This is a genomic window from Variovorax sp. FG153 (assembly GCF_057809595.1).
The window spans coordinates 57,505-78,872 of the sequence record NZ_JBMDKG010000012.1; the positions used below are offsets into that span (position 1 = coordinate 57,505).

The 21,368-nt window shown below is 69.1% G+C and carries 20 protein-coding genes; 12 read left to right on the forward strand and 8 right to left on the reverse strand.

What is annotated here, in order from left to right; translation table 11 throughout:
• Positions 1–38 precede the first annotated feature (38 nt).
• The 3 genes from ACODT0_RS15465 (at position 39) to ACODT0_RS15475 (ending at position 3,664) form a co-directional block, all read left to right on the forward strand.
• Positions 39–1,229: a PepSY-associated TM helix domain-containing protein gene (locus ACODT0_RS15465; RefSeq protein ID WP_296741141.1), complete on the forward strand. Its 1,191-nt coding sequence runs from the start codon at positions 39–41 to the stop codon at positions 1,227–1,229.
• 4 nt (positions 1,230–1,233) lie between these two features.
• Positions 1,234–1,440 carry a hypothetical protein gene (locus ACODT0_RS15470; RefSeq protein WP_261209750.1) on the forward strand — a complete coding sequence of 69 codons (207 nt, stop codon included), beginning with the start codon at positions 1,234–1,236 and terminating at the stop codon, positions 1,438–1,440.
• Between the two features lie 85 nt (positions 1,441–1,525).
• On the forward strand, positions 1,526–3,664 hold the full coding sequence (locus ACODT0_RS15475; RefSeq protein ID WP_489041655.1) for a TonB-dependent receptor domain-containing protein: 2,139 nt from the start codon (positions 1,526–1,528) through the stop codon (positions 3,662–3,664).
• A 63-nt stretch (positions 3,665–3,727) separates the two neighbouring features.
• On the opposite strand, the gene ACODT0_RS15480 is transcribed toward ACODT0_RS15475, so the two are convergent.
• Genes ACODT0_RS15480 through ACODT0_RS15490 form a run of 3 tightly spaced genes read right to left on the reverse strand, consistent with a single transcriptional unit; the run spans position 3,728 to position 6,464 of the window.
• Positions 3,728–4,603: an ABC transporter permease gene (locus ACODT0_RS15480; protein WP_209544717.1), complete on the reverse strand. Its 876-nt coding sequence runs from the start codon at positions 4,601–4,603 to the stop codon at positions 3,728–3,730.
• A 29-nt stretch (positions 4,604–4,632) separates the two neighbouring features.
• Positions 4,633–5,451 carry an ABC transporter ATP-binding protein gene (locus ACODT0_RS15485; protein ID WP_479671761.1) on the reverse strand — a complete coding sequence of 273 codons (819 nt, stop codon included), beginning with the start codon at positions 5,449–5,451 and terminating at the stop codon, positions 4,633–4,635.
• 2 nt (positions 5,452–5,453) lie between these two features.
• On the reverse strand, positions 5,454–6,464 hold the full coding sequence (locus tag ACODT0_RS15490; RefSeq protein ID WP_261209759.1) for an ABC transporter substrate-binding protein: 1,011 nt from the start codon (positions 6,462–6,464) through the stop codon (positions 5,454–5,456).
• A gap of 161 nt (positions 6,465–6,625) precedes the next feature.
• Here ACODT0_RS15490 and ACODT0_RS15495 point away from each other — a divergent pair, with 161 nt between their 5' ends.
• Both ACODT0_RS15495 and ACODT0_RS15500 read left to right on the forward strand, forming a co-directional pair.
• Positions 6,626–7,300 (forward strand): response regulator transcription factor, encoded by a 675-nt coding sequence (locus tag ACODT0_RS15495; RefSeq protein WP_261209761.1) that lies wholly within the window; start codon positions 6,626–6,628, stop codon positions 7,298–7,300.
• Entirely contained in the window at positions 7,297–8,730 is a 1,434-nt protein-coding gene (locus tag ACODT0_RS15500) for a sensor histidine kinase (protein WP_489041656.1), read from the forward strand. Before ACODT0_RS15495 ends, ACODT0_RS15500 begins: the two co-directional genes overlap by 4 nt.
• Positions 8,731–8,733: 3 nt before the next feature.
• On the opposite strand, the gene metK is transcribed toward ACODT0_RS15500, so the two are convergent.
• Positions 8,734–9,915 (reverse strand): methionine adenosyltransferase, encoded by a 1,182-nt coding sequence (metK, locus tag ACODT0_RS15505; RefSeq protein WP_093352062.1) that lies wholly within the window; start codon positions 9,913–9,915, stop codon positions 8,734–8,736.
• A 221-nt stretch (positions 9,916–10,136) separates the two neighbouring features.
• On the opposite strand from metK, the gene ACODT0_RS15510 reads away from it, so the two are divergent.
• Both ACODT0_RS15510 and ACODT0_RS15515 read left to right on the forward strand, forming a co-directional pair.
• A complete protein-coding gene (locus tag ACODT0_RS15510) occupies positions 10,137–11,033 on the forward strand; it encodes a lysophospholipid acyltransferase family protein (RefSeq protein WP_489041657.1) in 897 nt (298 codons plus the stop codon).
• Positions 11,030–11,914 carry an LpxL/LpxP family acyltransferase gene (locus tag ACODT0_RS15515; RefSeq protein WP_489041658.1) on the forward strand — a complete coding sequence of 295 codons (885 nt, stop codon included), beginning with the start codon at positions 11,030–11,032 and terminating at the stop codon, positions 11,912–11,914. Before ACODT0_RS15510 ends, ACODT0_RS15515 begins: the two co-directional genes overlap by 4 nt.
• Here ACODT0_RS15515 and ACODT0_RS15520 read toward each other — a convergent pair.
• Together ACODT0_RS15520 and yihA are read right to left on the reverse strand one after the other, a co-directional pair.
• Positions 11,904–12,812 (reverse strand): alpha/beta fold hydrolase, encoded by a 909-nt coding sequence (locus tag ACODT0_RS15520; protein ID WP_261209770.1) that lies wholly within the window; start codon positions 12,810–12,812, stop codon positions 11,904–11,906. The two genes, ACODT0_RS15515 and ACODT0_RS15520, sit on opposite strands and share 11 nt — an antisense overlap.
• Positions 12,813–12,886: 74 nt before the next feature.
• Positions 12,887–13,618: a ribosome biogenesis GTP-binding protein YihA/YsxC gene (yihA, locus tag ACODT0_RS15525; RefSeq protein ID WP_261209772.1), complete on the reverse strand. Its 732-nt coding sequence runs from the start codon at positions 13,616–13,618 to the stop codon at positions 12,887–12,889.
• A gap of 71 nt (positions 13,619–13,689) precedes the next feature.
• Here yihA and ACODT0_RS15530 point away from each other — a divergent pair, with 71 nt between their 5' ends.
• The 5 genes from ACODT0_RS15530 to msrQ all read left to right on the forward strand — a co-directional run bounded on the left by ACODT0_RS15530 (position 13,690) and on the right by msrQ (position 19,819).
• The gene (locus tag ACODT0_RS15530) at positions 13,690–14,373 is read left to right on the forward strand and encodes a c-type cytochrome (protein ID WP_261209774.1); all 684 of its coding nucleotides are present in this window, start codon (positions 13,690–13,692) and stop codon (positions 14,371–14,373) included.
• Between the two features lie 132 nt (positions 14,374–14,505).
• Entirely contained in the window at positions 14,506–16,680 is a 2,175-nt protein-coding gene (locus tag ACODT0_RS15535) for a cytochrome c biogenesis protein ResB (protein ID WP_489041659.1), read from the forward strand.
• Entirely contained in the window at positions 16,677–17,993 is a 1,317-nt protein-coding gene (ccsB, locus tag ACODT0_RS15540; protein ID WP_261209778.1) for a c-type cytochrome biogenesis protein CcsB, read from the forward strand. The genes ACODT0_RS15535 and ccsB overlap by 4 nt, the downstream gene beginning before the upstream one ends.
• A 118-nt stretch (positions 17,994–18,111) precedes the next feature.
• The gene (msrP, locus tag ACODT0_RS15545) at positions 18,112–19,122 is read left to right on the forward strand and encodes a protein-methionine-sulfoxide reductase catalytic subunit MsrP (RefSeq protein WP_261209780.1); all 1,011 of its coding nucleotides are present in this window, start codon (positions 18,112–18,114) and stop codon (positions 19,120–19,122) included.
• A 46-nt stretch (positions 19,123–19,168) separates the two neighbouring features.
• On the forward strand, positions 19,169–19,819 hold the full coding sequence (msrQ, locus tag ACODT0_RS15550; RefSeq protein WP_489041660.1) for a protein-methionine-sulfoxide reductase heme-binding subunit MsrQ: 651 nt from the start codon (positions 19,169–19,171) through the stop codon (positions 19,817–19,819).
• Between the two features lie 12 nt (positions 19,820–19,831).
• Here the strand turns inward: msrQ and lysA are convergent, their stop codons facing one another.
• Both lysA and lptM read right to left on the reverse strand, forming a co-directional pair.
• The gene (gene lysA / locus ACODT0_RS15555) at positions 19,832–21,115 is read right to left on the reverse strand and encodes a diaminopimelate decarboxylase (RefSeq protein ID WP_296741181.1); all 1,284 of its coding nucleotides are present in this window, start codon (positions 21,113–21,115) and stop codon (positions 19,832–19,834) included.
• On the reverse strand, positions 21,112–21,327 hold the full coding sequence (gene lptM, locus ACODT0_RS15560) for an LPS translocon maturation chaperone LptM (RefSeq protein ID WP_489041661.1): 216 nt from the start codon (positions 21,325–21,327) through the stop codon (positions 21,112–21,114). Before lptM ends, lysA begins: the two co-directional genes overlap by 4 nt.
• Between the last annotated feature and the right edge of the window lie 41 nt (positions 21,328–21,368).

The window sequence follows — 21,368 nt, forward strand, 5'->3', positions numbered from 1 at the left end:
CCGCCACGCCGAGCCTCGGGGACAATTCCGCCATGTCGATGAACAGCCGAAAAATCAAGACCTGGGCCTGGGTGCACAAGTGGAGCAGCCTCGTGTGCACGGTCTTCATGCTGCTGCTGTGCCTGACGGGCTTGCCGCTGATCTTCCACCACGAGATCGGCCACCTGCTGGGCACCGAGGTCGAGGCGCCGAAGATGCCCGCGGACACGCCGCGCGTGAGCCTCGACCGCGTGCTCGAGGTGGCGCGCGCGCAGCACCCCGATCGCGTGGTGCAGTTCGCCTCGCAGCCCGAGGACGACGACGGCCTCTGGTTCGTCACGCTCACGCCCACGCCCGCGCCCACCGACGACTTCAAGTCGGTCGCGGTCGATGCCCGCACCGGTGCCATCCTCGCGCAGCCGAAGTTCGACGAGGGCTTCATGTACGTGATGTTCAAGCTGCACGTCGACCTGTTCGCGGGCCTGCCGGGCAAGCTGTTCCTCGGCTTCATGGGCTTCCTGCTGCTGGTCGCGATCGTCTCGGGCGTGGTGCTCTATTCGCCGTTCATGCGCAAGCTCGACTTCGGCACGGTGCGCCGCGAGAAGCGCCCGCGCCTCAAGTGGCTCGACCTGCACAACCTGCTGGGCATCGTCACGCTGGTGTGGCTGTTCGTGGTGGGCGCCACCGGCATGATCAACACCTGGGCCGACCTGGTGATCAAGTACTGGCAGTACGACCAGCTCAGCACGCTGCTCGCGCCCTACAAGAACGAGCCCGTGGTCGCGGTGAGCGAGCGCGGCTCGGTGCAGCGCTCCTACGAGGCGGCGATGCAGCAGGCACCGGGCAACCGGCTGTCGTTCATCGCCTTCCCGGGCACCTCGTTCTCGAGCCCGCACCACACCACCTTCTTCCTGCAAGGCAAGGAGCCCTTCACCTCGAAGCTGCTGCAGCCGGTGCTGGTCGATGCGAAGACCGCGCAGGTCACGGCGGCGCCGAAGCTGCCCTGGTACCTCACGGCGCTGCTGGTGTCGCAGCCGCTGCACTTCGGCGACTACGGCGGCATGCCGATGCAGATCCTCTGGGCGCTGCTCGACATCGCGACCATCATCGTGCTGGGCAGCGGCCTGTACCTGTGGCTCAAGCGCGGCAACACCGTGCCCGCGGCGACTTCCAGGGCGACCGCCGAACGTCCGCAGCGCGAGGAGGGCGGCGCACCGCAGGCCGATCCCGCGCCCGCATTGAAAGCCTAAGCCCATGACCGCAAAGCATCCGCAGCACCACGGCTTCTGGCGTCTCTGGGGCTGGCCGATCGCCCTCGGCCTGCTCACCATCTTCGGCCTGATCTCGGCGCTGTTCAGCGATGGCGGCCTGGGCGACGTGCTGGCCTGGATCACGCTCGGCATCCCGGTGGCGGTGGGCGTGTGGTACGGCTGGTGCCGGCCGCGCCCGGCCAGCGAGTAGCGCGTCGCATCGCTGCGCGCATGGCGCGCGCCACGGTGAGAAACCCCGAGGTCCGGCCGCGGCGCGACACCGCAGAATCGGCGGCATGAAACCCGTTGCCGCCGCTGCCGTCGCCTGTCTCCTGCTCGATCTCTCTGCGGCTTCGCGTGCGCAGTCCGTGACCGAGGCGCCGTCGCCGTTCGCGGGTGCCTCGCTGCGCGAGATCACCGTCTCCACGCCGCGCGGCGAGGTCGCGCCCTTCAACGTGCCGGGCTCGGTCGATCGCGTCGACGGCGAGTCCATGCGCGATGGCCGCCTCGGCGTGAACCTGTCCGAGAGCCTGGGCGCGGTGCCCGGGCTGCAGGTGCAGAACCGCCTCAACTACGCGCAGGACCTGCAGCTCTCGATCCGCGGCTTCGGCGCGCGCTCGACCTTCGGCGTGCGCGGCGTGCGGCTCTATGTCGACGGCATTCCCGCCACCCTGCCCGACGGCCAGGGCCAGACCTCGAACATCGACATCGGCTCGCTCGACCGCGTCGAGATCCTGCGCGGACCGTTCTCGGCGCTCTACGGCAATTCCTCGGGCGGCGTGCTGCAGGCCTTCACCGCCTCGGGCGAGGGCCGGCCGAAGCTGGCCTACTCGGCGGCGGGCGGCAGCAACGGCACCTGGCGCCAGTCGCTGCAGGCCAGCGGCTCGCAGGGCGCCGTCGACTACCTGCTGGGCGCCAGCCGCTTCCAGACCGACGGCTGGCGCGAGCACAGCGCCGCGCGGCGCGACATCGCCAACGGCAAGCTCGGCATCGCGCTCGACAACGGCGACCGGCTCACGCTGGTCGTCAACAGCGTGCGCATCGATGCGCAGGACCCGCTGGGCCTCACGGCCGACCAGTACGCGCTGGCCCCGCGCCTCGCGCCGCTGGCCGTGCAGTACGACACCCGCAAGACCGTCGAGCAGACCCAGGCCGGCCTGCTCTACGAGCGCCGCCTGAGCCAGACGCAGCAGCTGCGCCTGATGGTCTACGGCGGCGAGCGCAAGACCACGCAGTACCAGTCGATCCCGCCCTCGGCGCAGCAGAACCCGCTGCATGCGGGCGGCGTGATCGACCTCACGCGCCAGTACGGCGGACTCGACCTGCGCTGGACCGGTGCCTTCACCCTGGCGGATCGCCCGTTCGAGCTGGTGGCGGGCCTGGGCTACGACAGCCTGCGCGAATGGCGCCGCGGCTACGAGAACTACCTCGGCAGCGGCGCGGCCCAGATCCTCGGCGTGCAGGGCCGGCTGCGGCGCTACGAGCGCAACGAGGTCTGGAACCTCGATCCCTATGCGCAGGCCACCTGGCGCTTCGCCGAGCGCTGGACGCTCGAGGCCGGCCTGCGGCGCAGCAACGTGCACTTCGATTCGGGCGACCGCTACATCGTCGGCAGCAACCGCGACGACAGCGGCAGCGCGCGCTATGCCAAGACCCTGCCCGCGGCCTCGTTGCGCTTCCAGGCCACGCGCGACATCGCGCTCTACGGCTCCATCGGCCGCGGCTTCGAAACGCCGACGCTCAACGAGCTGTCGTACCGCGCGGGCGGCGCGAGCGGGCTCAACTTCGCGCTGCGGCCCTCGGTCAACGACAGCCTCGAGCTCGGCGCCAAGGCGCGGCTCGGCGGCGGGCTCTTGACCGCGGCGCTGTTTCGCACCCGCACGCGCGACGAGATCGTGACCGACACCAACATCGGCGGCCGCGCCACCTTCCAGAACGCGGGCCGCACGCGGCGCAACGGCTTCGAGCTGGCCTGGCAGCACGAGACCGAGAACCACTGGCGCACCCAGCTCGCCTACACCTGGCTCGACGCCACCTACCGCGATGCCTTCTGCTCGCCCTCGCCGTGCGCGGCCGCCAACACGGTGGCCGCGGGCAACCGCATCCCGGGTATCGCGCGGCAGTCGCTGTTCGCCTCCTTGGGCTGGGTACCGCCCGAGGGCTGGCGCGCGGGCGTGGAGATGCGCGCGCTGGGCCGCATCCAGGCCAACGACCTCAACAGCGCGAGCGCGCCGGGCTATGCGGTCGCGGCGGCCTATGCCGGCTATCTCAAGAAGTGGGAGCGCTGGGAGTTCAACGCCTTCGCGCGCGTGGACAACCTGTTCGACCGCCGCTATGCCGGCTCGGTCATCGTCAACGAAGGCAATGCGCGCTATTTCGAGCCCGCGCCAGGGCGCAACTGGACGGTGGGCATGAGCGGTTCGTACCGCTTCTGAGCCTGCGGGCCGCCATGAAAAACGGCGGGCACTGCCCGCCGTCGCGATGGATGGCCAAGCGCCTCAGAAGGCCGCGGGCCGCCACTTCAGCAGCCGCTTCTCGAGCGAGCTCAAGAGGAAGTCGGCCGCCAGCGCGACCACCGCGAGCACGATCATCGCCGCGAACACGCCGCTGGCATTGAAGGCGCCCTGCGCGGTCGAGATCAAGAGGCCGATGCCTTCCTTGGCGCCGAGGAACTCGCCGACCACCGCGCCGACCAGCGCGAAGCCGAAGCTCACGTGCAGGCTCGCGAGGATCCAGGACATCGCCGAGGGGATCACCACCGCCATCGTGAGCTGGCGCGGCGAGGCGCCGAGGATCTGCGCGTTCGCGATCATGTACTTGTCGGCTTCGCGCACGCCCTGGAAGGCATTGCCGAAGACCACGAAGAACACCATCACCACCGCGAGCGCCACCTTCGAGGCCATGCCCAGGCCGAGCGCGATCACGAAGATCGAGCCGAGCACCACGCGCGGGATCGAGTTGGCGATCTGGATGTAGAGGCTGAACACGTCCGACAGCAGCTTGTTGCGACCGAGCACGATGCCGCAGATCACGCCGGCGATGGAACCGATCAGGAAGCCGATCACCGTCTCCTCGAGCGTCACCGCGACCTGCATCCACAGCGACCCCTGGGCCGTGCCGTCGCGCATCCACTCCACGAGCTGGTCGTAGATCATCGTGGGCATCGAATAGAAGAACGGATCGATCCACTTGAGGCGCGCCGCGATCTCCCAGCCGCCGAGCGCGACCACCAGCACGACCAGCCGCAGCGCGATGATCATGCGGCGCCGGCCGCGGATGGCCGCCTGCGCGATCTCGGATTCGCGCGCGAGCGCGGCGTCGCTGAGGGCCGAGGGAAGCTGCGCGGCGGCAGGCGTGGTGGTGGATGTGCTCATGGCGGCGTGGGAGGGTGTGACAGCGTTGTTCATTGGATGACGACCTCTTCGCGCAGGTCGTCCCAGATGTGCTTGGACAGTTCGATGAACTGCGCGTCGTAGCGCACCTGCGCCATCACGCGCGGTCGCGGCAGGTCGATCTCGTAGACGCGCTTGAGCGTGGCGGGCCGCGCCGAGAGCACGAACACGCGGTCGGCCAGCGCGATCGCCTCCTCGAGGTCGTGGGTCACGAAGACCACGCTGCCGCCGTTGTTCGACCACAGCTGCAGCAGCTCGTCCTGCATCAGCGTGCGGGTCTGCATGTCGAGCGCGGAGAAGGGCTCGTCCATCAGCAGGATCTCGGGGTCGTTGATGAAGGTCTGGGCCAGCGCCACGCGCTTGCGCATGCCGCCCGAGAGCTGGTGCGGGTAGTGCTTGCCGAACTTGGCCAGGCCCACGCGGTGGATCCACTGCTGCGCCAGTTCCATCGCTTCCTTCTTCGGCTTGCCGCGGAAGATCGGGCCGGCCGCCACGTTGTCCTCCACGCTGCGCCACGGGAACACCGCGTCGGCCTGGAACACGAAGCCGATGCGCGGGTCGACGCCGGTCACCGGCTGGCCCATCACGCGCACATTGCCGACGGTGGGCTTGAGCAGGCCGGTGATCATGTTGAGCGTGGTCGACTTGCCGCAGCCCGTGGGCCCGACGATGGCGACGAACTCGCCGCGCGCCACCGACATGCTGAAGTTGCGCAGCGCGACCGTGGCGTTGCCGTCCTGCGAGATGAAGCGCAGCGACACGTCGTCGAAGTCGATCGCTGAGGTGGCCGCGACGTTGCCGCCGCCGGAGGAGGGAGAACCGTGGCGCATGGTCATTTCGCCGCCGCGAGGTAGGCGTTACTGTAGGTCTTCGACAGGTCGATGTTCTTGCTCTTCACAAGCGGCTTGTAGGTGGCGAGCACCTTGAGCACGGTCTCGGGGCCGCCCGCGGGCATCTTCGCGTCGGCGGTGAACATCGGCAGCGAGGCCTTGAGCGCCTGCACGTAGAGTTCCTTGTCGTTGCCGTAGTAGTCGCGCGGCACCTTCTCGGCGATCTCCTCGGCGCTGTGCGACTGGATGTACTGCATGGTGCGCGCGAAGGCGCGTGCCAGCTTGCCGGCCTCGGCCTTGTGCGACTCGGCCCAGGCGTTCTGCACGTAGAGGCTGGCGGCCGGGTAGAGGCCGCCGAGCGCCTTCACCGTGTCGGCCTCGGTGCGCAGATCGACCAGCACCTTGGCGTCGCCGCTCTTGATCATCTGCGACACCGTGGGCTCGGTCGTCATGCCGGCCTGGATGCGGTCCTGCTTCATCGCGGCGATGAAGGTGTTGCCGGCGCCCACGGGCAGCAGCGAGTAGTCCTTCGAGGCCACGCCCGCGCGGTCGGCGAGGTAGCGCGTGAGGAAGTCGGTCGACGAGCCCAGGCCGGTCACGCCCAGGGTCTTGCCGCCCTTGGCGTCGGCCATGCTCTTGAAGCCGGCCGCGTCGGCCTTGGTGCTGACCAGCTCGACTTCGCCGGGCACCTTGCAGAAGACGGCGATCGCCTGGATCTCCTTGCCCTTGCTCTGCAGGTCGATGGTGTGGTCGTAGAAGCCGACCACGCCCTGCACGGCGCCGGCGATCAGCTGGTTCTCGGCATCGACGCCCGCGGGCTGCGACTGTAGCTCGACGTTCAGCCCCTCGTCCTTGAAGTAGCCCAGCGCCTCGGTGAGCTTGGCCGGCAGGTAGATGATCTTGTTGATGCCGCCCACCATGATGGTGATGGGGGCGTCGGCGGCCTGGGCGAAGGGCGTGGCGAAGGCGGCGCAGAGCGCGGCGGCGAGCAGGGTGCGGCGGGTGGCGGACATGGGGTCGGGTGTCTCCGGTCGGGGTTGTTCGGTCGGGCCAGTCTAGGAATCGCGATCCTTCGGCCAGCTTTCAGCGCCGGGCGCGATTCCTCATGGTTATCCCTAGGCTGCCGCCTTTCCCGTGGCCCTTCCTAGAATCCACGGCCACTCCCGCCGACCGCATGAAGCTGCTGCTGATCGAAGACAACCCGCAACTCGCGCACTGGCTTGCCAGCCTGCTGCGCGAACAGGACTTCGTGGTCGACCACGTCGCCAACGGCGAGGCCGCCGACCTGCAGCTGGCCCAGGCCGCCTACGACGTGGTGCTGCTCGACCTCAACATCCCGGGCCTGCCGGGCAAGGCGGTGCTGCGCCGGCTGCGCGAGCGCGGCGACACGGTGCCGGTGATCATCCTCACGGCCACCGCCTCGCTCGACCAGAAGGTGTTGTGCCTGGAGATCGGCGCCGACGACTACCTGGTGAAGCCCTTCGAGATCCGCGAGCTGGTGGCGCGCATCAAGGTGCTGGTGCGCCGGCAGATGCCGGGCAAGGCCAACGACATCGCCTGCGGCGACCTGCGCTACGACCTGCGCACGCGCCAGTTCGCGCTGGCCGGCGAGGAACTGGCGCTGCCGCCGCGCGAGCGCACGCTGCTCGAGACCCTGATGCTCAAGGCCGGCAGCACGGTATCGAAGCAGGCGCTGATCGACGCCATCTTCGGCCTCGACGACGAGCCCAGCGCGGATGCGGTGGACATCTACATCCATCGGCTGCGCAAGAAGCTCGAGGCCAGCCAGGCGACCATCATCACGCTGCGCGGCGTGGGCTACCTGCTGCGCACGCGCCAGGAAGAATGAAGCGCTCCAGCCTGCGCCTGCGCCTCGCGCTGTGGCTGCTGCTGCCGCTGTCGCTGTTCGTGGCGGTCTGCGGCTGGCTCAACTGGCGCAATGCGGCGGAAGTGGCCGACTACGTGCAGGACCACGACCTGCTGTCCTCGGCCAAGGTGCTGTCCGACCGCCTGATCTGGGAGGACGACGACGTGCGGGCCAGCGTGCCGCCATCGGCGCTGAGCCTGTTCGTCTCGCCCGAGCACGACCGCGTGTTCCTCAGCGTGACGGGCGCCAACGGCGAGCTGCTGGCCGGTTCGCCCGACTTCCCGCTGCCGGCCCGGCGCAAGCCCGAGGGCGTGGACCGCGCCCAGTGGTACGACGCGGAATTCGCGGGCCTGCCGCTGCGCGCGGTCGTCACCACGCGCTCGATGTACGAGATCGGCGGCGCGCGCGACATCACCATCGCCGTGGGCAAGACCGAGCGCAGCCGCGACCACATGCTGCGCACGCTGTGGTGGCCGTCGATGGAGTACCTGCTGATCGCGCTGGCGCTGGCCATCGCGCTCGCCGTGGCCGCGCTGACGCTGGAGCTGCGGCCCATCGTGCGGCTGAGCCAGCAGCTCGCGCAGCGCGATCCCCTGCATCTCGACCTGGTGGTGGATCCCGGCGCGCTGCATACCGAGCTGCGGCCGGTGGCCGACACCATCAACCGCTTCGTCGCGCAGTTGCGCGCGCACTCGGAGGCACAGCGGCGCTTCATCGCCGACGCGGCGCACCAGCTGCGCACGCCGCTGGCGATGCAGGCCTCGCAGATCGAGTACGCGCGCTACACGCGCCAGCACCGCGGCGAATGGGACACGCGCCGCGCCGACATGGATGCGATGTGGCTCGCGATGCAGACCAGCAATCGGCGGCTGGTCGACGTCACCAACAAGCTGCTGCTGCTCGCACAGGCCGAGCACGGCGATGCGCACACGCGGCTCGAGCGGGTCGACCTCGCGGCGGTGGCGCTGCGCTGCGTCGAGCAGCTCGCGGCACTGGCCGACCGGCGCCGCATCGACCTGGGACTGGAAGCGCCCGGCACGGCGTTCGTGCGGGCGCAGCCGGCGCTGCTCGATGCGCTGGTCACCAACCTGCTCGACAACGCGTTGCGCTACACGCACGAGGGCGGCCGGGTGACGCTGGGCGTGGGCGTAGGTGAGGCCGCGGACGCGGTCGTGCTGAGCGTGGAGGACAACGGTCCGGGCATCCCCGCCGAGGCACGCGAGCGCGTGTTCGAGCGCTTCTACCGGGTGGCGCAGGACAGCGAGGGAACGGGGCTGGGGCTGGCCATCGTGCGCGAGATCGCGCGGGCCTTCGATGCCGACGTGGACCTGGCGGCCAACCCGCGCGAGGCGAGCGGGCTGCTGGTCACGGTGCGTTTTCCGCCAGCGGGGCCGGCGGAAAACGCGGGGTAGGCCTCAGAGGCCGGCGGCAGCGCGCAGGGCCGCGGCCTGCGTGGTCGCTTCCCAGGTGAACTCGGGCTCCTCGCGGCCGAAGTGGCCGTAGGCCGCGGTCTTCTGGTAGATCGGGCGCAGCAGGTCGAGCATCTGGATGATGCCCTTCGGACGCAGGTCGAAGTGCTCGCGCACGAGCTCGGCGATCTTCTCGTCGGGGATCACGCCGGTGCCTTCGGTGTAGACCGTGATGTTCATCGGCTGGGCCACGCCGATGGCGTAGGCCACCTGGATCTGGCACTGGCGCGCCAGGCCGGCGGCCACGATGTTCTTGGCCACGTAGCGCGCGGCATAGGCGGCCGAGCGGTCGACCTTCGACGGGTCCTTGCCCGAGAACGCGCCGCCGCCGTGCGGGCAGGCGCCGCCGTAGGTGTCGACGATGATCTTGCGGCCCGTGAGGCCGCAGTCGCCCTGCGGGCCGCCGATGACGAAGCGGCCGGTCGGGTTGATCAGGTAGCGCGTGTTCTGCAGCCATTCCTTGGGCAGCACGGGCTTGATGATCTCCTCGATGATGGCTTCGTTGAACGAGGCCTTCATCTTGGTCGGCGTCTCGCTCTGGTCGGGGCTGTGCTGGGTCGAGAGCACCACGGTGTCGATGCTGTGCGGCTTGCCGTCGACGTAGCGCATCGTCACCTGGCTCTTGGCGTCGGGACGCAGGAAGGGCAGGCGGCCGTCCTTGCGCAGCTGGGCCTGGCGCTCGACCAGGCGGTGCGCGTAGTAGATCGGCGCGGGCATCAGCTCGGGCGTCTCGTCGCAGGCGTAGCCGAACATCAGGCCCTGGTCGCCGGCGCCGGTGTTCAGGTGGTCGTCCGATGCGTGGTCGACGCCCTGGGCGATGTCGTTGGACTGCTTGTCGTAGCAGACCATGACCGCGCAGCCCTTGTAGTCGATGCCGTAGTCGGTGTTGTCGTAGCCGATGCGCTTGATGGTGTCGCGCGCGACCTGGATGTAGTCGACGTGCGCGTTGGTCGTGATCTCGCCGGCGAGCACCACGAGGCCGGTGTTGGTCAGCGTCTCGGCGGCCACGCGGCTGCGCGGGTCCTGCTCGAAGATCGCGTCCAGGATGGCGTCCGAGATCTGGTCGGCCACCTTGTCGGGGTGGCCTTCGGAGACGGATTCGGAAGTGAAGAGGAAGTCGTTCGCCATTTGTTCAAAGCTCCTTGAAGTGGTTTGGCGCGTTGCCAACTCTGCGGAGCCCTGGCGAACGCTTTAGCAGATTGCCGATGAGCCATCGGCGGGCACAATCGCCATGCGGCGCCTGTGCTTGTCGCCCTGCAAGTTGTTCCGTAACTCGGCGACAATTTCGATTCTATTCGAGCCGCGCCAAACCGTGCGCGCGCGTCCTTGACCCCATTCCCGACCTGTCCATGATCGCTCTCTTCCGATTGCTCGCCCGCGTACCGATGCCCGTGATGCATTGGTTCGGCGCGGGGCTCGGATGGCTGGTATGGGCCCTCGCGCCCGGCTACCGAAGGCGCTTCCGGGCCAATGCGCAGAGCGCGGGCTTCGGGCCCGGCGCCTATCGCCCGGCCATCGCCGCGGCCGGCAAGATGGCCTCCGAGCTGCCCTGGTTGTGGCTGCGTCCCCATGGCGAGACGGTGCTGCCGCGCGTGCTGCGCTGGGAGGGCGTCGAGGCCTTCGAGGTCGCGCTGCAGGCGAAGAAGGGCGTGATCCTGGTCGCGCCCCACCTGGGCAGCTGGGAGATGTGCGGCCAGGCGATCGGCGAACGCTTCCACGAGCGTTACGGACCCATCACGGCGCTGTTCCGTCCCGCGCGCAAGAAGTGGATGGCCGAGTTGATCGCCGCCGGCTCGCGCGACCGGCCCGGGCTGCAGACCCTGCCGACCAGCATCACCGGCGTGCGCGGCCTGATGCGCACGCTGCGCAACGGCGGCTACACCGGCATTCTGCCCGACCAGGTGCCGCCGCTGGGGCAGGGCGTGTGGGCGCCGTTCCTCGGCCGGCCCGCCTACACCATGAGCCTGCTGCCGCGGCTCGCGCAGCAGACCGGCGCGGCCTGCTTCCTCAGCGTGTGCGAGCGGCTGCCGCGCGGCGCGGGCTACGTGATCCGCTTCGAGCCGATCGTGGGCACCGCGCTGACCGATCCGAAGGCGCCGCTCGAGGACGCGGCCGCCGCGATGAACGAGGCCATCGGCCGGCTGATCCGCAGCCTGCCGGGCCAGTATGTGTGGGACTACGCGCGCTACAAGCAGCCGAAGGCCGATGCGCCCGAGATGGCCGAAGTCGGGGGGGCGGCACGATGAGCCTGGGTTCCCGTCTGGGCATCGGCTTCATGCGCGCGATCGCGCCGCTGCCGCTGCCGCTGGTGCGCGGCTTCGGTGCCTTCCTGGGCCGCGTGCTGCACACGCTCGCGCTGCCGCGCCGGCGCGTGGTCGACACCAACCTCGCGGTCTGCTTCCCCGAGAAGTCCGAGGCCGAGCGGCGCGCGATCGCGAAGCAGAGCTTCGTCTACGTGGCGCAGTCGTGGCTCGACCGCAGCTGGCTCTGGCATGCGCCCGAGAAGGTGGTGGCGAGCCGGCTGAAGATCGTGGGCGCGGCGTCGGAGATCCGCGAGATCGCCGAGGGCAGCGCGCCCATGATCCTGTTCGCGCCGCACTTCTACGGCCTCGACGCCGCGGCCACCGCGCTCACGATGCACACGGCGCGGCCCTCGGCCACCATCTACACGACCCAGCGCGATCCGATGGTCGATGCCTGGATCCGCGAGGGCCGCACGCGCTTCGGCGACGTGGCGGCGCTCAACCGGGTCGACGGCATCAAGCCGGTGCTCGCGGGGCTGCGCAAGGGCGGGCTCCTGTACCTGCTGCCCGACATGGACTTCGGCCGCGACCAGACCATCTTCGTGCCCTTCTACGGCGTGCAGGCGGCCACCGTGCCCTCGCTCTCGCGCTTCGCGCGGCTGGGCAAGGCGAAGGTGGTGCCGATCGTCGCGAAGCTCACGCGCGGCGGCTACGAGATCGAGGTGCTCGAGACCTGGCAGAACTTCCCGACCGACGACGTCGAGGCCGACACCGCGCTGATGAACACGCGGCTGCAGGGCTACATCGATCCGATGCCGGCCCAGTACTACTGGGTGCACCGGCGCTTCAAGACCCGCCCCGAGGGCGACCCTCCTATTTACTGAGGAAGGCCTCGATCTCGCCCGCCACGAGCCGCGGCTGCTCGTGCACGATCCAGTGGGTGGCGCCCGGCACCTTCTTGACCACCAGATCGGGCACGTACTCGTCGAGCCCCTCGAGGAGGCCCGGCAGCAGCGCGGCATCGTCGAGCGCCCAGAACACGAAGGTCGGCACGTTCACCACCAGCCGCTCGCGCGGCAGCACCGGAATGCCGTCGACGGTCTGGCCCGGCAGCGGCGGCTTCATCGGCGTCACGCGGTAGAGGTTGCAGGCACCGGTGAGGCCCGCGCTCCAGACCTCGCGGTACTGCTGCTTCACTTCCTCGGTGAGCCAGCCGAAGCCGTCGGGCCCGGCCTTCATCAGCAGGAAGAAGGGCCACATGCGCTTGAAGTCGTCGGCCGCGAGCAGGGCCTCGGCATCGGGCCGCGCGAGGAAGTTCATGTAGGCGCTGGCCTGCTGCTGCGCCGGGCTGTTGCGCAGCTCGCGCGTGAAGGTGCCGGGGTGCGGCGAGTTGATGATCACCAGCTTGCCGACCTGCTGCGGGAAGGCGTTGGCATAGCCCCAGCCGAAGGCGCCGCCCCAGTCGTGCGCGACCAGCGCGGCCATGGTGCCGTCCTTGCTCTCGGTGGCCACCAGTTGCTGGATGTCCTGGATCAGCAGGTGCGCCTTGTATTCGGCCACGTCGGTGGGCGAACTCGACTTCTCGAAGCCGCGCAGGTTCGGTGCGACGCAGCGGTAGCCGCCATGCGCGGGATCGGCGAAATGGGCGAGCAGTTCGTCCCAGATGAACGCGGCCTCGGGAAAGCCGTGCAGGAACACCATCAGCGGGCGGCCGGGTTCGCCGGCGGCGCGGCAGCTCAGGGTGGTGCCGTTGGGCAGGCTGCGTTGGAAGGTCTCGATCATGCGTCTGTCTCCTCTTTGCTATCGTTTCAATAGTGAATCAGGCAGAAGGGACGGCCGCTGCAGCCGGGTCTGCCTCAGGACTCTTCGGGCGGCTCGGGCTCGGCGGCTGGCTCGTCCGTATGGACCCAGCGCGACAGCAGCTCCGCCGCTTCGCCCACGCCCTGCTTCTTCAGCGCCGAGAACAGTTTGACCTCGCCGCCGCCGGCCTGCAGTCGCACGATGGACAGCACCTTCGCGCCCTCGGAGCGCGTGAGCTTGTCGGCCTTCGTCAGCAGCACCAGGAACTTGAGGCCCTGCTCGACGCGCGGGCGGATCACCTCGAGCAGGATCTCGTCGAGCTCGGTCAGGCCGTGGCGCGGATCGCACATCAGCACCACGCCGCGCAGGTTCTCGCGCGTCATCAGGTAGTTGCCCATCACGCGCTGCCAGCGCAGCTTGGCCTCGCGCGGCACGGCCGCGTAGCCGTAGCCGGGCAGGTCGGCGAGCACCGCGTCGTCGACCTTCTGCCGGCCGATGCCGAACAGGTTGATGTGCTGCGTGCGCCCGGGCGTCTTCGAGGCGAAGGCCAGCCGCGTCTGCTGCGTGAGCGTGTTGATGGCGGTGGACTTGCCGGCGTTGGAGCGGCCGACGAAGGCGATCTCGGGCAGGTCGAAGGGCGGCAGGTGCTCGAGCTGCGGGGCACTGGTCAGGAAGTGCGCGGTGTGCAGCCAGCCCAGCGCGGCACGTTCGCGTTCGGCGGTCTGGGGGTCTTGGGCGGGGGCCGCGCGGGAAGGAAATGCGGTGCTCTTGCGCGACGGCGTGGTCATCAATGGGCTTTCGGAACGGGGCGCCATTGTAGAATCGCGGGGTTTTGCGCCAATAAATTCGAGCCCCCGATATGAAGTTGTTTGCCAATTTTCTGCTTGCGGCCCTCGTGGGGATCGCTGGTACCGCAGTCAGCACTGGTGCTTTTGCCGAGGAGACGGCAGCCGCACCGACCACACCGGTCAAGGCCAAGCCCGACCCGGCCAAGGGCGACACCATCTTCAATGCCACCCCGGCCAACAGCCAGAGCTGCGCCTCCTGCCACAACGCGGACGGCAACTCGGCGATCCCGGCCAACCCCAAGCTGGCGCAGCAGCACCCCGAATACATCCTCAAGCAGCTCGAGGACTTCAAGTCCGGCAAGCGCAAGAGCGCGATCATGAAGCCGCTGGCCTCGGCGCTGTCCGAGGAGGACATGCGCAACATCGCCTGGTTCGTCGGCTCCAAGAAGATCAAGCCCGGCTTCTCGAAGGACAAGGACACGATCGCGCTCGGCGAGCGGATCTACCGCGGCGGCATCGCCGACCGCCAGATCCCGGCCTGCGCCGGCTGCCACAGCCCGAACGGCGCCGGCATGCCCGCGCAGTACCCGCGCCTGGGCGGCCAGCACGCCGACTACACGGCGGCCCAGCTCACGGCCTTCCGCGGCGACGGCACCACGGTGCGTGCCAACAACGCCGTGATGACCGGCGTGGCCGCCAAGCTCAACGACCGCGAAATCAAGGCCGTGGCCGACTACATCGCCGGTCTGCGTTGATCCCGCACGCGCGAGCGTGAACTAACCGCCGAGAACAACCCCAAAACAGGGCGGGCCGATCCAGCAGGATGGCCCGCCCTTTTGCGTTTCGCTTCTTCCGGACGCCTTTTCTTCTCTCTTCTCTAGCAACCGATGTCAGTTTCCACTCACGGCCTTCGCGTCCATCGCGGCCCGCAAGCGCTTCGCGCGGCGGTGGAACTGCTGTCGTCGATGCGCTTCGCGATCGCGCTGCTCACGATCATCTGCATCGCCTCGATCATCGGCACCGTGCTCAAGCAGCACGAGCCGATCAACAACTACATCAACCAGTTCGGGCCGTTCTGGGCCGAGGTGTTCCGCGCCGCGCGGCTCGACTCGATCTACAGCGCCTGGTGGTTCCTGCTGATCCTGCTGTTCCTGGTGATCAGCACCACGCTGTGCATCGTGCGCAACACGCCGCGCATCGTGGTCGAGCTGCGCACCTTCAAGGAAGACATCCGCACCCAGAGCCTCAAGGCCTTCGGCCAGCGCGCGCAGACGCAGCTCGGCGAAACGCCCGACATGGCGGCCAACCGCATCGGCCAGCTGCTCGTGAGCGGCGGCTGGAAGGTCAAGCTGCAGCAGCGCGAAGCCACGGGCGACGGCAAGACGCCGGCCGGCTGGATGGTCGCCGCGCGAGCCGGCGGCGCCCACAAGCTCGGCTACATCGCGGCGCACAGCGCGATCGTGCTGGTGTGCATCGGCGGCCTGCTCGACGGCGACCTGGTGGTGCGCGCGCAGACCTGGTTCAACGGCAAGAGCGTGTTCACCGGCGGCGGCATGATCGCCGACGTGCCGCCGCAGCACCGGCTGTCGGCCAGCAACCCGACCTTCCGCGGCAACATCCTGGTGCCCGAGGGCGGGCAGGGCAGCGTGGCGATCCTCAACCAGGCCGACGGCGTGCTGCTGCAGGAGCTGCCGTTCTCGATCGAGCTCAAGAAATTCATCGTCGACTACTACTCGACCGGCATGCCCAAGCTGTTCGCGAGCGAGGTGGTGCTGCACGACCGCGAGACCGGCGCGCAGGTGCCCGCGCGCATCGAGGTCAACCACCCGGCCAGCTACAAGGGCGTGGAGATCTACCAGTCGAGCTTCGACGACGGCGGCTCGACGGTGAAACTCAAGGCGGTGCCGATGGCGGCCGCGGCCAAGCCCTTCGAGATCGAGGGCGTGATCGGCGGACCGAGCAGCGAGATCACCAACGGCAAGGAGAAGCTGACGCTGGAGTTCGCCGCGCTGCGCGTGATCAACGTCGAGAACTTCGCCGACGGCGGCGCCATGGGCAGCGGCGCCGACGTGCGCAAGGTCGACCTGCGCCACGACATCGAGTCGCGCCTGGGCGCGGCCAACAAGACCAACAAGCCCAAGGTGCTGCGCAACATCGGCCCGAGCATCGGCTACAAGCTGCGCGACGCGGCCGGCCAGGCGCGCGAGTACCAGAACTACATGGTGCCGGTCGACACCGGCGACGGCCAGCCGGTGTTCCTGCTGGGCATGCGCGAGAAGCCCGAGGAACCGTTCCGCTACCTGCGCGTGCCGGCCGACGAGCAGGGCTCGATGGACGGCTTCGTGCGCATGCGCGCCGCGCTCGAGGACCCGGCCACGCGCGCGCGCGCCATCGAGCGCTACATCGCCAAGGCCAGCGATCCGAAGCGCCCCGAGATGGCCGACCAGCTGCGGGTGTCGGCCACGCGCGCGCTGGCGCTGTTCGCGGGCAGCGAGCCCGCGCGCGCCGATGCCGCTTCCGCGGGCGGCTGGCAGGCGATCGCCGAGTTCATGGAGAGCAACGTGCCCGAGGCCGAGCGCGAGCGCGCGGGCGCGGTGCTGGTGCGCATCCTCAACGACGTGCTGTACGAGGTGTTGAACCTCAGCCGCGAAGGCGCGGGCCTCGCGGCGCTGCCGGGCGACGAGAAGTCGCAGGCCTTCCTCACGCAGGCGGTGATCGCGCTGAGCGACGCCCACTTCTACCCGGCCCCGGTCGCGATGATGATGACCGACTTCACCCAGGTGCAGGCCAGCGTGTTCCAGGTGGCGCGCGCCCCCGGCAAGAACGTCGTCTATCTGGGCTGTCTGTTGCTGATCGTCGGGATTTTTGCCATGCTGTACGTGCGCGAGCGTCGGCTCTGGGTGTGGCTGACACCCGCCGGCGCCGCCGGAGACAACACCACCGAGACCGCCGCGACGATGGCGTTCTCGGTCAATCGCAAGACCATCGACAGCGATCGGGAGTTCGAGCATCTCAAGCACAAGCTGCTCGCCCTGAAGAAAGAAGAGCCAGCCTCACCATGAACACCACCACCCTCACGCTCAACGAAAGCTGGCTCTCGCGGCGCAACCTGTTCGACTGGGTGTTCGCGGCGCTGGTGCTCGCGGGCGGCCTGTTCGCCTTCGCGCGCCATGCGGGCTCGATGGATTCCTACGAGAAGCCGATCCTGGTGGGCGCGCTGCTGTGCGTGATCGCCATGGGCTGGTTCTGGCGCCCGTTGCGGGTGCTGGCGATCGTGGTCGCGGCGGCCTCGCTGCTGGCCATCGCGTCCTACCAGGGCGACCTGGCGCGGGCCGACACCGTGTTCTGGCTCAAGTACTTCCTCTCGAGCCAGTCGGCCATCCTCTGGATGAGCGTGCTGTTCTTCATGAGCACGCTGTTCTACTGGCTGGGCTTCTTCGGCGGCAAGCAGGGCGACGCGCTCGAGGCGATCGGCTCGCGGCTGGCCTGGGCCGCCATCACCATGGCGCTGATCGGCACCATGGTGCGCTGGTACGAAAGCCACCAGCTCGGTCCCGACATCGGCCACATCCCGGTCAGCAACCTCTACGAGGTGTTCGTGCTGTTCTGCTGGCTCACGGCCGCGTTCTACCTCTACTACGAGGAGCACTACCGCACGCGCGCGCTGGGCGCCTTCGTGATGCTGGTGGTCAGCGCGGCGGTCGGCTTCCTGCTCTGGTACACGCTGGTGCGCCAGGCGCACGAGATCCAGCCGCTGGTGCCCGCGCTGCAGAGCTGGTGGATGAAGCTGCACGTGCCCGCCAACTTCATCGGCTACGGCACCTTCTCGCTCGCGGCCATGGTGGCCTTCGCCTACCTCGTGAAGGAGCAGGCGGGCGAGACCCGCTGGTACAAGCTCACGCCGATCTGGCTGCTGGGCATGGCGCTGTGCTTCGTGCCGGTGGCGTTCCGCCAGCGCGTGCAGGAAGCCGGCGGCAGCTACTGGGTGGCCTATGCGGCGATCTCGGCGCTGATCGCGGCCGGCATCCTGCTGGGGCGCAAGCGCATCGCGGCGCGCCTGCCGGCCAACGAGGTGCTCGACGACGTCATGTACAAGTCGATCGCGGTCGGCTTCGCCTTCTTCACCATCGCCACCGTGCTGGGCGCGCTGTGGGCCGCCGATGCCTGGGGCGGCTACTGGAGCTGGGACCCGAAGGAGACCTGGGCGCTGATCGTCTGGCTCAACTACGCGGCCTGGCTGCACATGCGCCTGGTCAAGGGCCTGCGCGGCACCGTGGCGGCCTGGTGGGCGCTCGCGGGGCTGGCGGTCACGACCTTCGCCTTCCTCGGCGTCAACATGTTCCTGAGCGGCCTGCACAGCTACGGCACGCTGTAGACACGCGCGAACGGGCTTTCGCGAAGAATTGAAACCGCGCGCCCCGCGTGCGCGTAACCGAATCGGGGGTGGCCACGAACTACCTTCCGAACACAACGATTCCAGCGAAAGGCCCGTCATGTCGTTCCATTCCCGTCCGTCGCGCCGCAACAGCGGCTTCATCCATCCGCGCTCCAGCGAGATCACGCCGCGCGCCCTCTACGAAGGGCGGCGCGACCTGCTCAAGCTGATGGCGGGCGGCGCGGCCGGTGCCGCGCTGGCCTCCTTCGCGGGCCGCGAGGCGCTGGCGCAGACGGCGCGGCCGAACAAGCTCGAGGCGCTGCCGGGCGCGAAATCCGCGGTGCCCGGTGCGCAGACGATGGAGAAGCTCACCGACTACAAGGACGCGACGAGCTACAACAACTTCTACGAGTTCGGCACCGACAAGGGCGACCCGGTCAAGAACGCCGGCACGCTCAAGACCCGGCCCTGGAGCGTCGAGGTCGAGGGGCTGGTGAAGAAGCCCGGCAAGTACACGATCGAGGACCTGCTCAAGCTCAGCGCGCAGGAAGAACGCATCTACCGGCTGCGCTGCGTCGAGGGCTGGTCGATGGTGATCCCGTGGGTCGGCTATTCGCTGGCCGAACTCATCAAGAAGGTCGAGCCGCAGGGCAACGCCAGGTTCATCGAGTTCGTGACCCTGGCCGATCCCAAGACCATGCCCTTCGTCGGCTCGCGCGTGCTCGACTGGCCCTACACCGAGGGCCTGCGCATGGACGAGGCGATGCACCCGCTCACGCTGCTGGCCTTCGGCATGTACGGCGAGGTGCTGCCGAACCAGAACGGCGCGCCGGTGCGGCTCGTGGTGCCGTGGAAGTACGGCTTCAAGTCGGCCAAGTCGATCGTGAAGATCCGCTTCGTCGAGAAGGAGCCGAGCACGGCCTGGAACAAGGCGGCGGCGCAGGAGTACGGCTTCTATTCGAACGTGAACCCGAACGTCGACCATCCGCGCTGGAGCCAGGCGACCGAGCGCCGCATCGGCGACGGCGGCGGCCTGTTCGCCAAGCGCAACAAGACGCTGCTGTTCAACGGCTACGAAGCGCAGGTCGGCCAGCTCTATGCGGGCATGGACCTGAAGAAGAACTACTGAGGCGGGCGCGCACCCCCGCAACCCGCGGGGGCGCGACCCGGACGTCATGAACAAGCTGCTGCTGCATCCCGCCGCCAAGCCCTTCGTCTTCGTGCTGTGCCTGCTGCCGTTCGCGTGGCTGGCCTACGGCGTGGTGGTCGACCAGCTGGGCCCCAATCCCCAGGAGTACCTGATCCGCGCGACCGGCGACTGGACCCTGCGCTTCCTGTGCATCGTGCTGGCGGTCACGCCGCTGCGCGTGACGACCAAGTGGAACGGCCTCGCGCGCTTGCGCCGCATGCTGGGTCTCTACGCCTACTTCTACGTCGTGCTGCACCTGCTGTGCTACGCGTGGTTCGACATGGGGTTCGACTGGGGCGAGATCGCGAAGGACATCGCCAAGCGGCCGTTCATCCTCGTGGGCTTCTCGGCCTTCGTGCTGCTGACGCCGCTGGCGCTGACCTCGTTCAACCGCGCGATCAAGGCCATGGGCGCGAAGCGCTGGCAGCTGCTGCACAAGCTGGTCTACCTGATCGCGGGGCTGGGCCTGCTGCACTTCTTCTGGATGCGCGCGGGCAAGAACAACTTCGCCGAGGTGTTCGTCTACGCGGCGATCATCGGCGTGCTGCTGGCCTGGCGTGCCTGGCGCTGGCTGCGCGGCCGCAAGGCCGGCGTGCCTGCGGCGCAAGCCGGCGCGCGGGCGCGGCCGTCGAACTAGCCGCGGCCCGGCTCAGCCCCTGGCAGCCTGCAGCTCGGCCTGCAGCTGGTCTTCCATCGTCTCGCGCCGGCGGATCAGCGTGGCCGCCGCGCCGCTCACGAGCACCTCGGCCGCGCGCGCGCGGGTGTTGTAGTTGCTCGCCATGCTCATGCAATAGGCGCCGGCCGAGAGCACGCCCAGCAGGTCGCCGGCCACCACGTTGAGCTCGCGGTCGCGGCCGATCCAGTCGCCGCTTTCGCAGACCGGGCCCACCACGTCGTAGGTGGCGCCCGCGCCGGCGCGCTCGCGCAGCGGCACGATGCGGTGGAAGGCCTGGTACATCGCGGGACGCGGCAGGTCGTTCATGGCCGCGTCGACGATGCAGAAGTTCTTGTCCTCGCCGGGCTTGGTGTAGAGCACCTCGGTCAGGCACACGCCGGCATTGCCCACCAGCGAGCGGCCCGGCTCGATCACCAGCTTGCGCTGGCCGAAGCCGCGCGCGTCGAGCCGTGCGAGCAGCTGCTGCCACAGCGCATCGGCCTGCGGCGGCGTGTCGCCGTTGTAGTCGATGCCCAGGCCGCCGCCGAAGTCCAGGTGATGGATGGGAATGCCCGCGGCCTCGATCGCCTCGACCAGGTCGAGCACGCGCTCGACGGCGTCGAAGTAGGGCGAGGCGTCGGTGATCTGAGAGCCGATGTGGCAGTCGATGCCGACCACCTCGAGGCCGGGCAGGCTGGCCGCATGGCGATAGGCCTGCACCGCGCGGTCGTGCGCGATGCCGAACTTGTTGCCCTTGAGGCCGGTGGAGATGTAGGGATGGGTCTTGGGGTCGACGTTGGGATTGATGCGGATGCTGATCGGCGCGCGCGCCTTCTCGGCCAGCGCGACCTCGTTGAGCACGTCGAGTTCGGCCTCGCTTTCGACGTTGAAGCAGGCGATGCCAGCCGCGAGCGCCTGGCGCATCTCGGCGCGGGTCTTGCCGACGCCCGAGAAGATGATCTTCTCCGGATCGGCGCCGACCGCGAGCACGCGCGCGAGTTCGCCGCCCGAGACGATGTCGAAGCCGCAGCCGGCCTCGGCGAACACGCGCAGCACGCCGAGCGAGGAGTTGGCCTTCATCGCGTAGCAGACCAGCGCGTCGCGGCCCTCGAAGCCGCGCTGGTAGGCGGCCAGGGCGTCGAGCATCCACTGCTTCGAGTAGACGAACAAGGGCGTGCCATGCTCGCGCGCGAGCGCGTCGAGCGACACGCCTTCGACCTGGAGCGCGCCGTCGCGCTGCGCGATGTGGGGATGGCCGGGCAGGGGAAGGGTGCTCATCGGGCGGCTCCGCTGCTGGCGGTGGCGGGCTTCGGCGCGGCCTGGCCGGCGCCGGAAGACGGGGTGGCATCGCTGGTGCCGCCGGGCATGCTGGGCGTCAGCAGGTCGGGCAGCGTGGCGCGCTGCGAGGCGGCCGGATCGGTCGGCAGGTAGAGGGCACCGCGTTGTCCGCAGGCGGCCAGGCCAAGGGTGGTGGCGGCGAGGCAGACCATGAGCGCAGTGCGGCCGCGGGCGCTCACTAGAATTTGGTGGA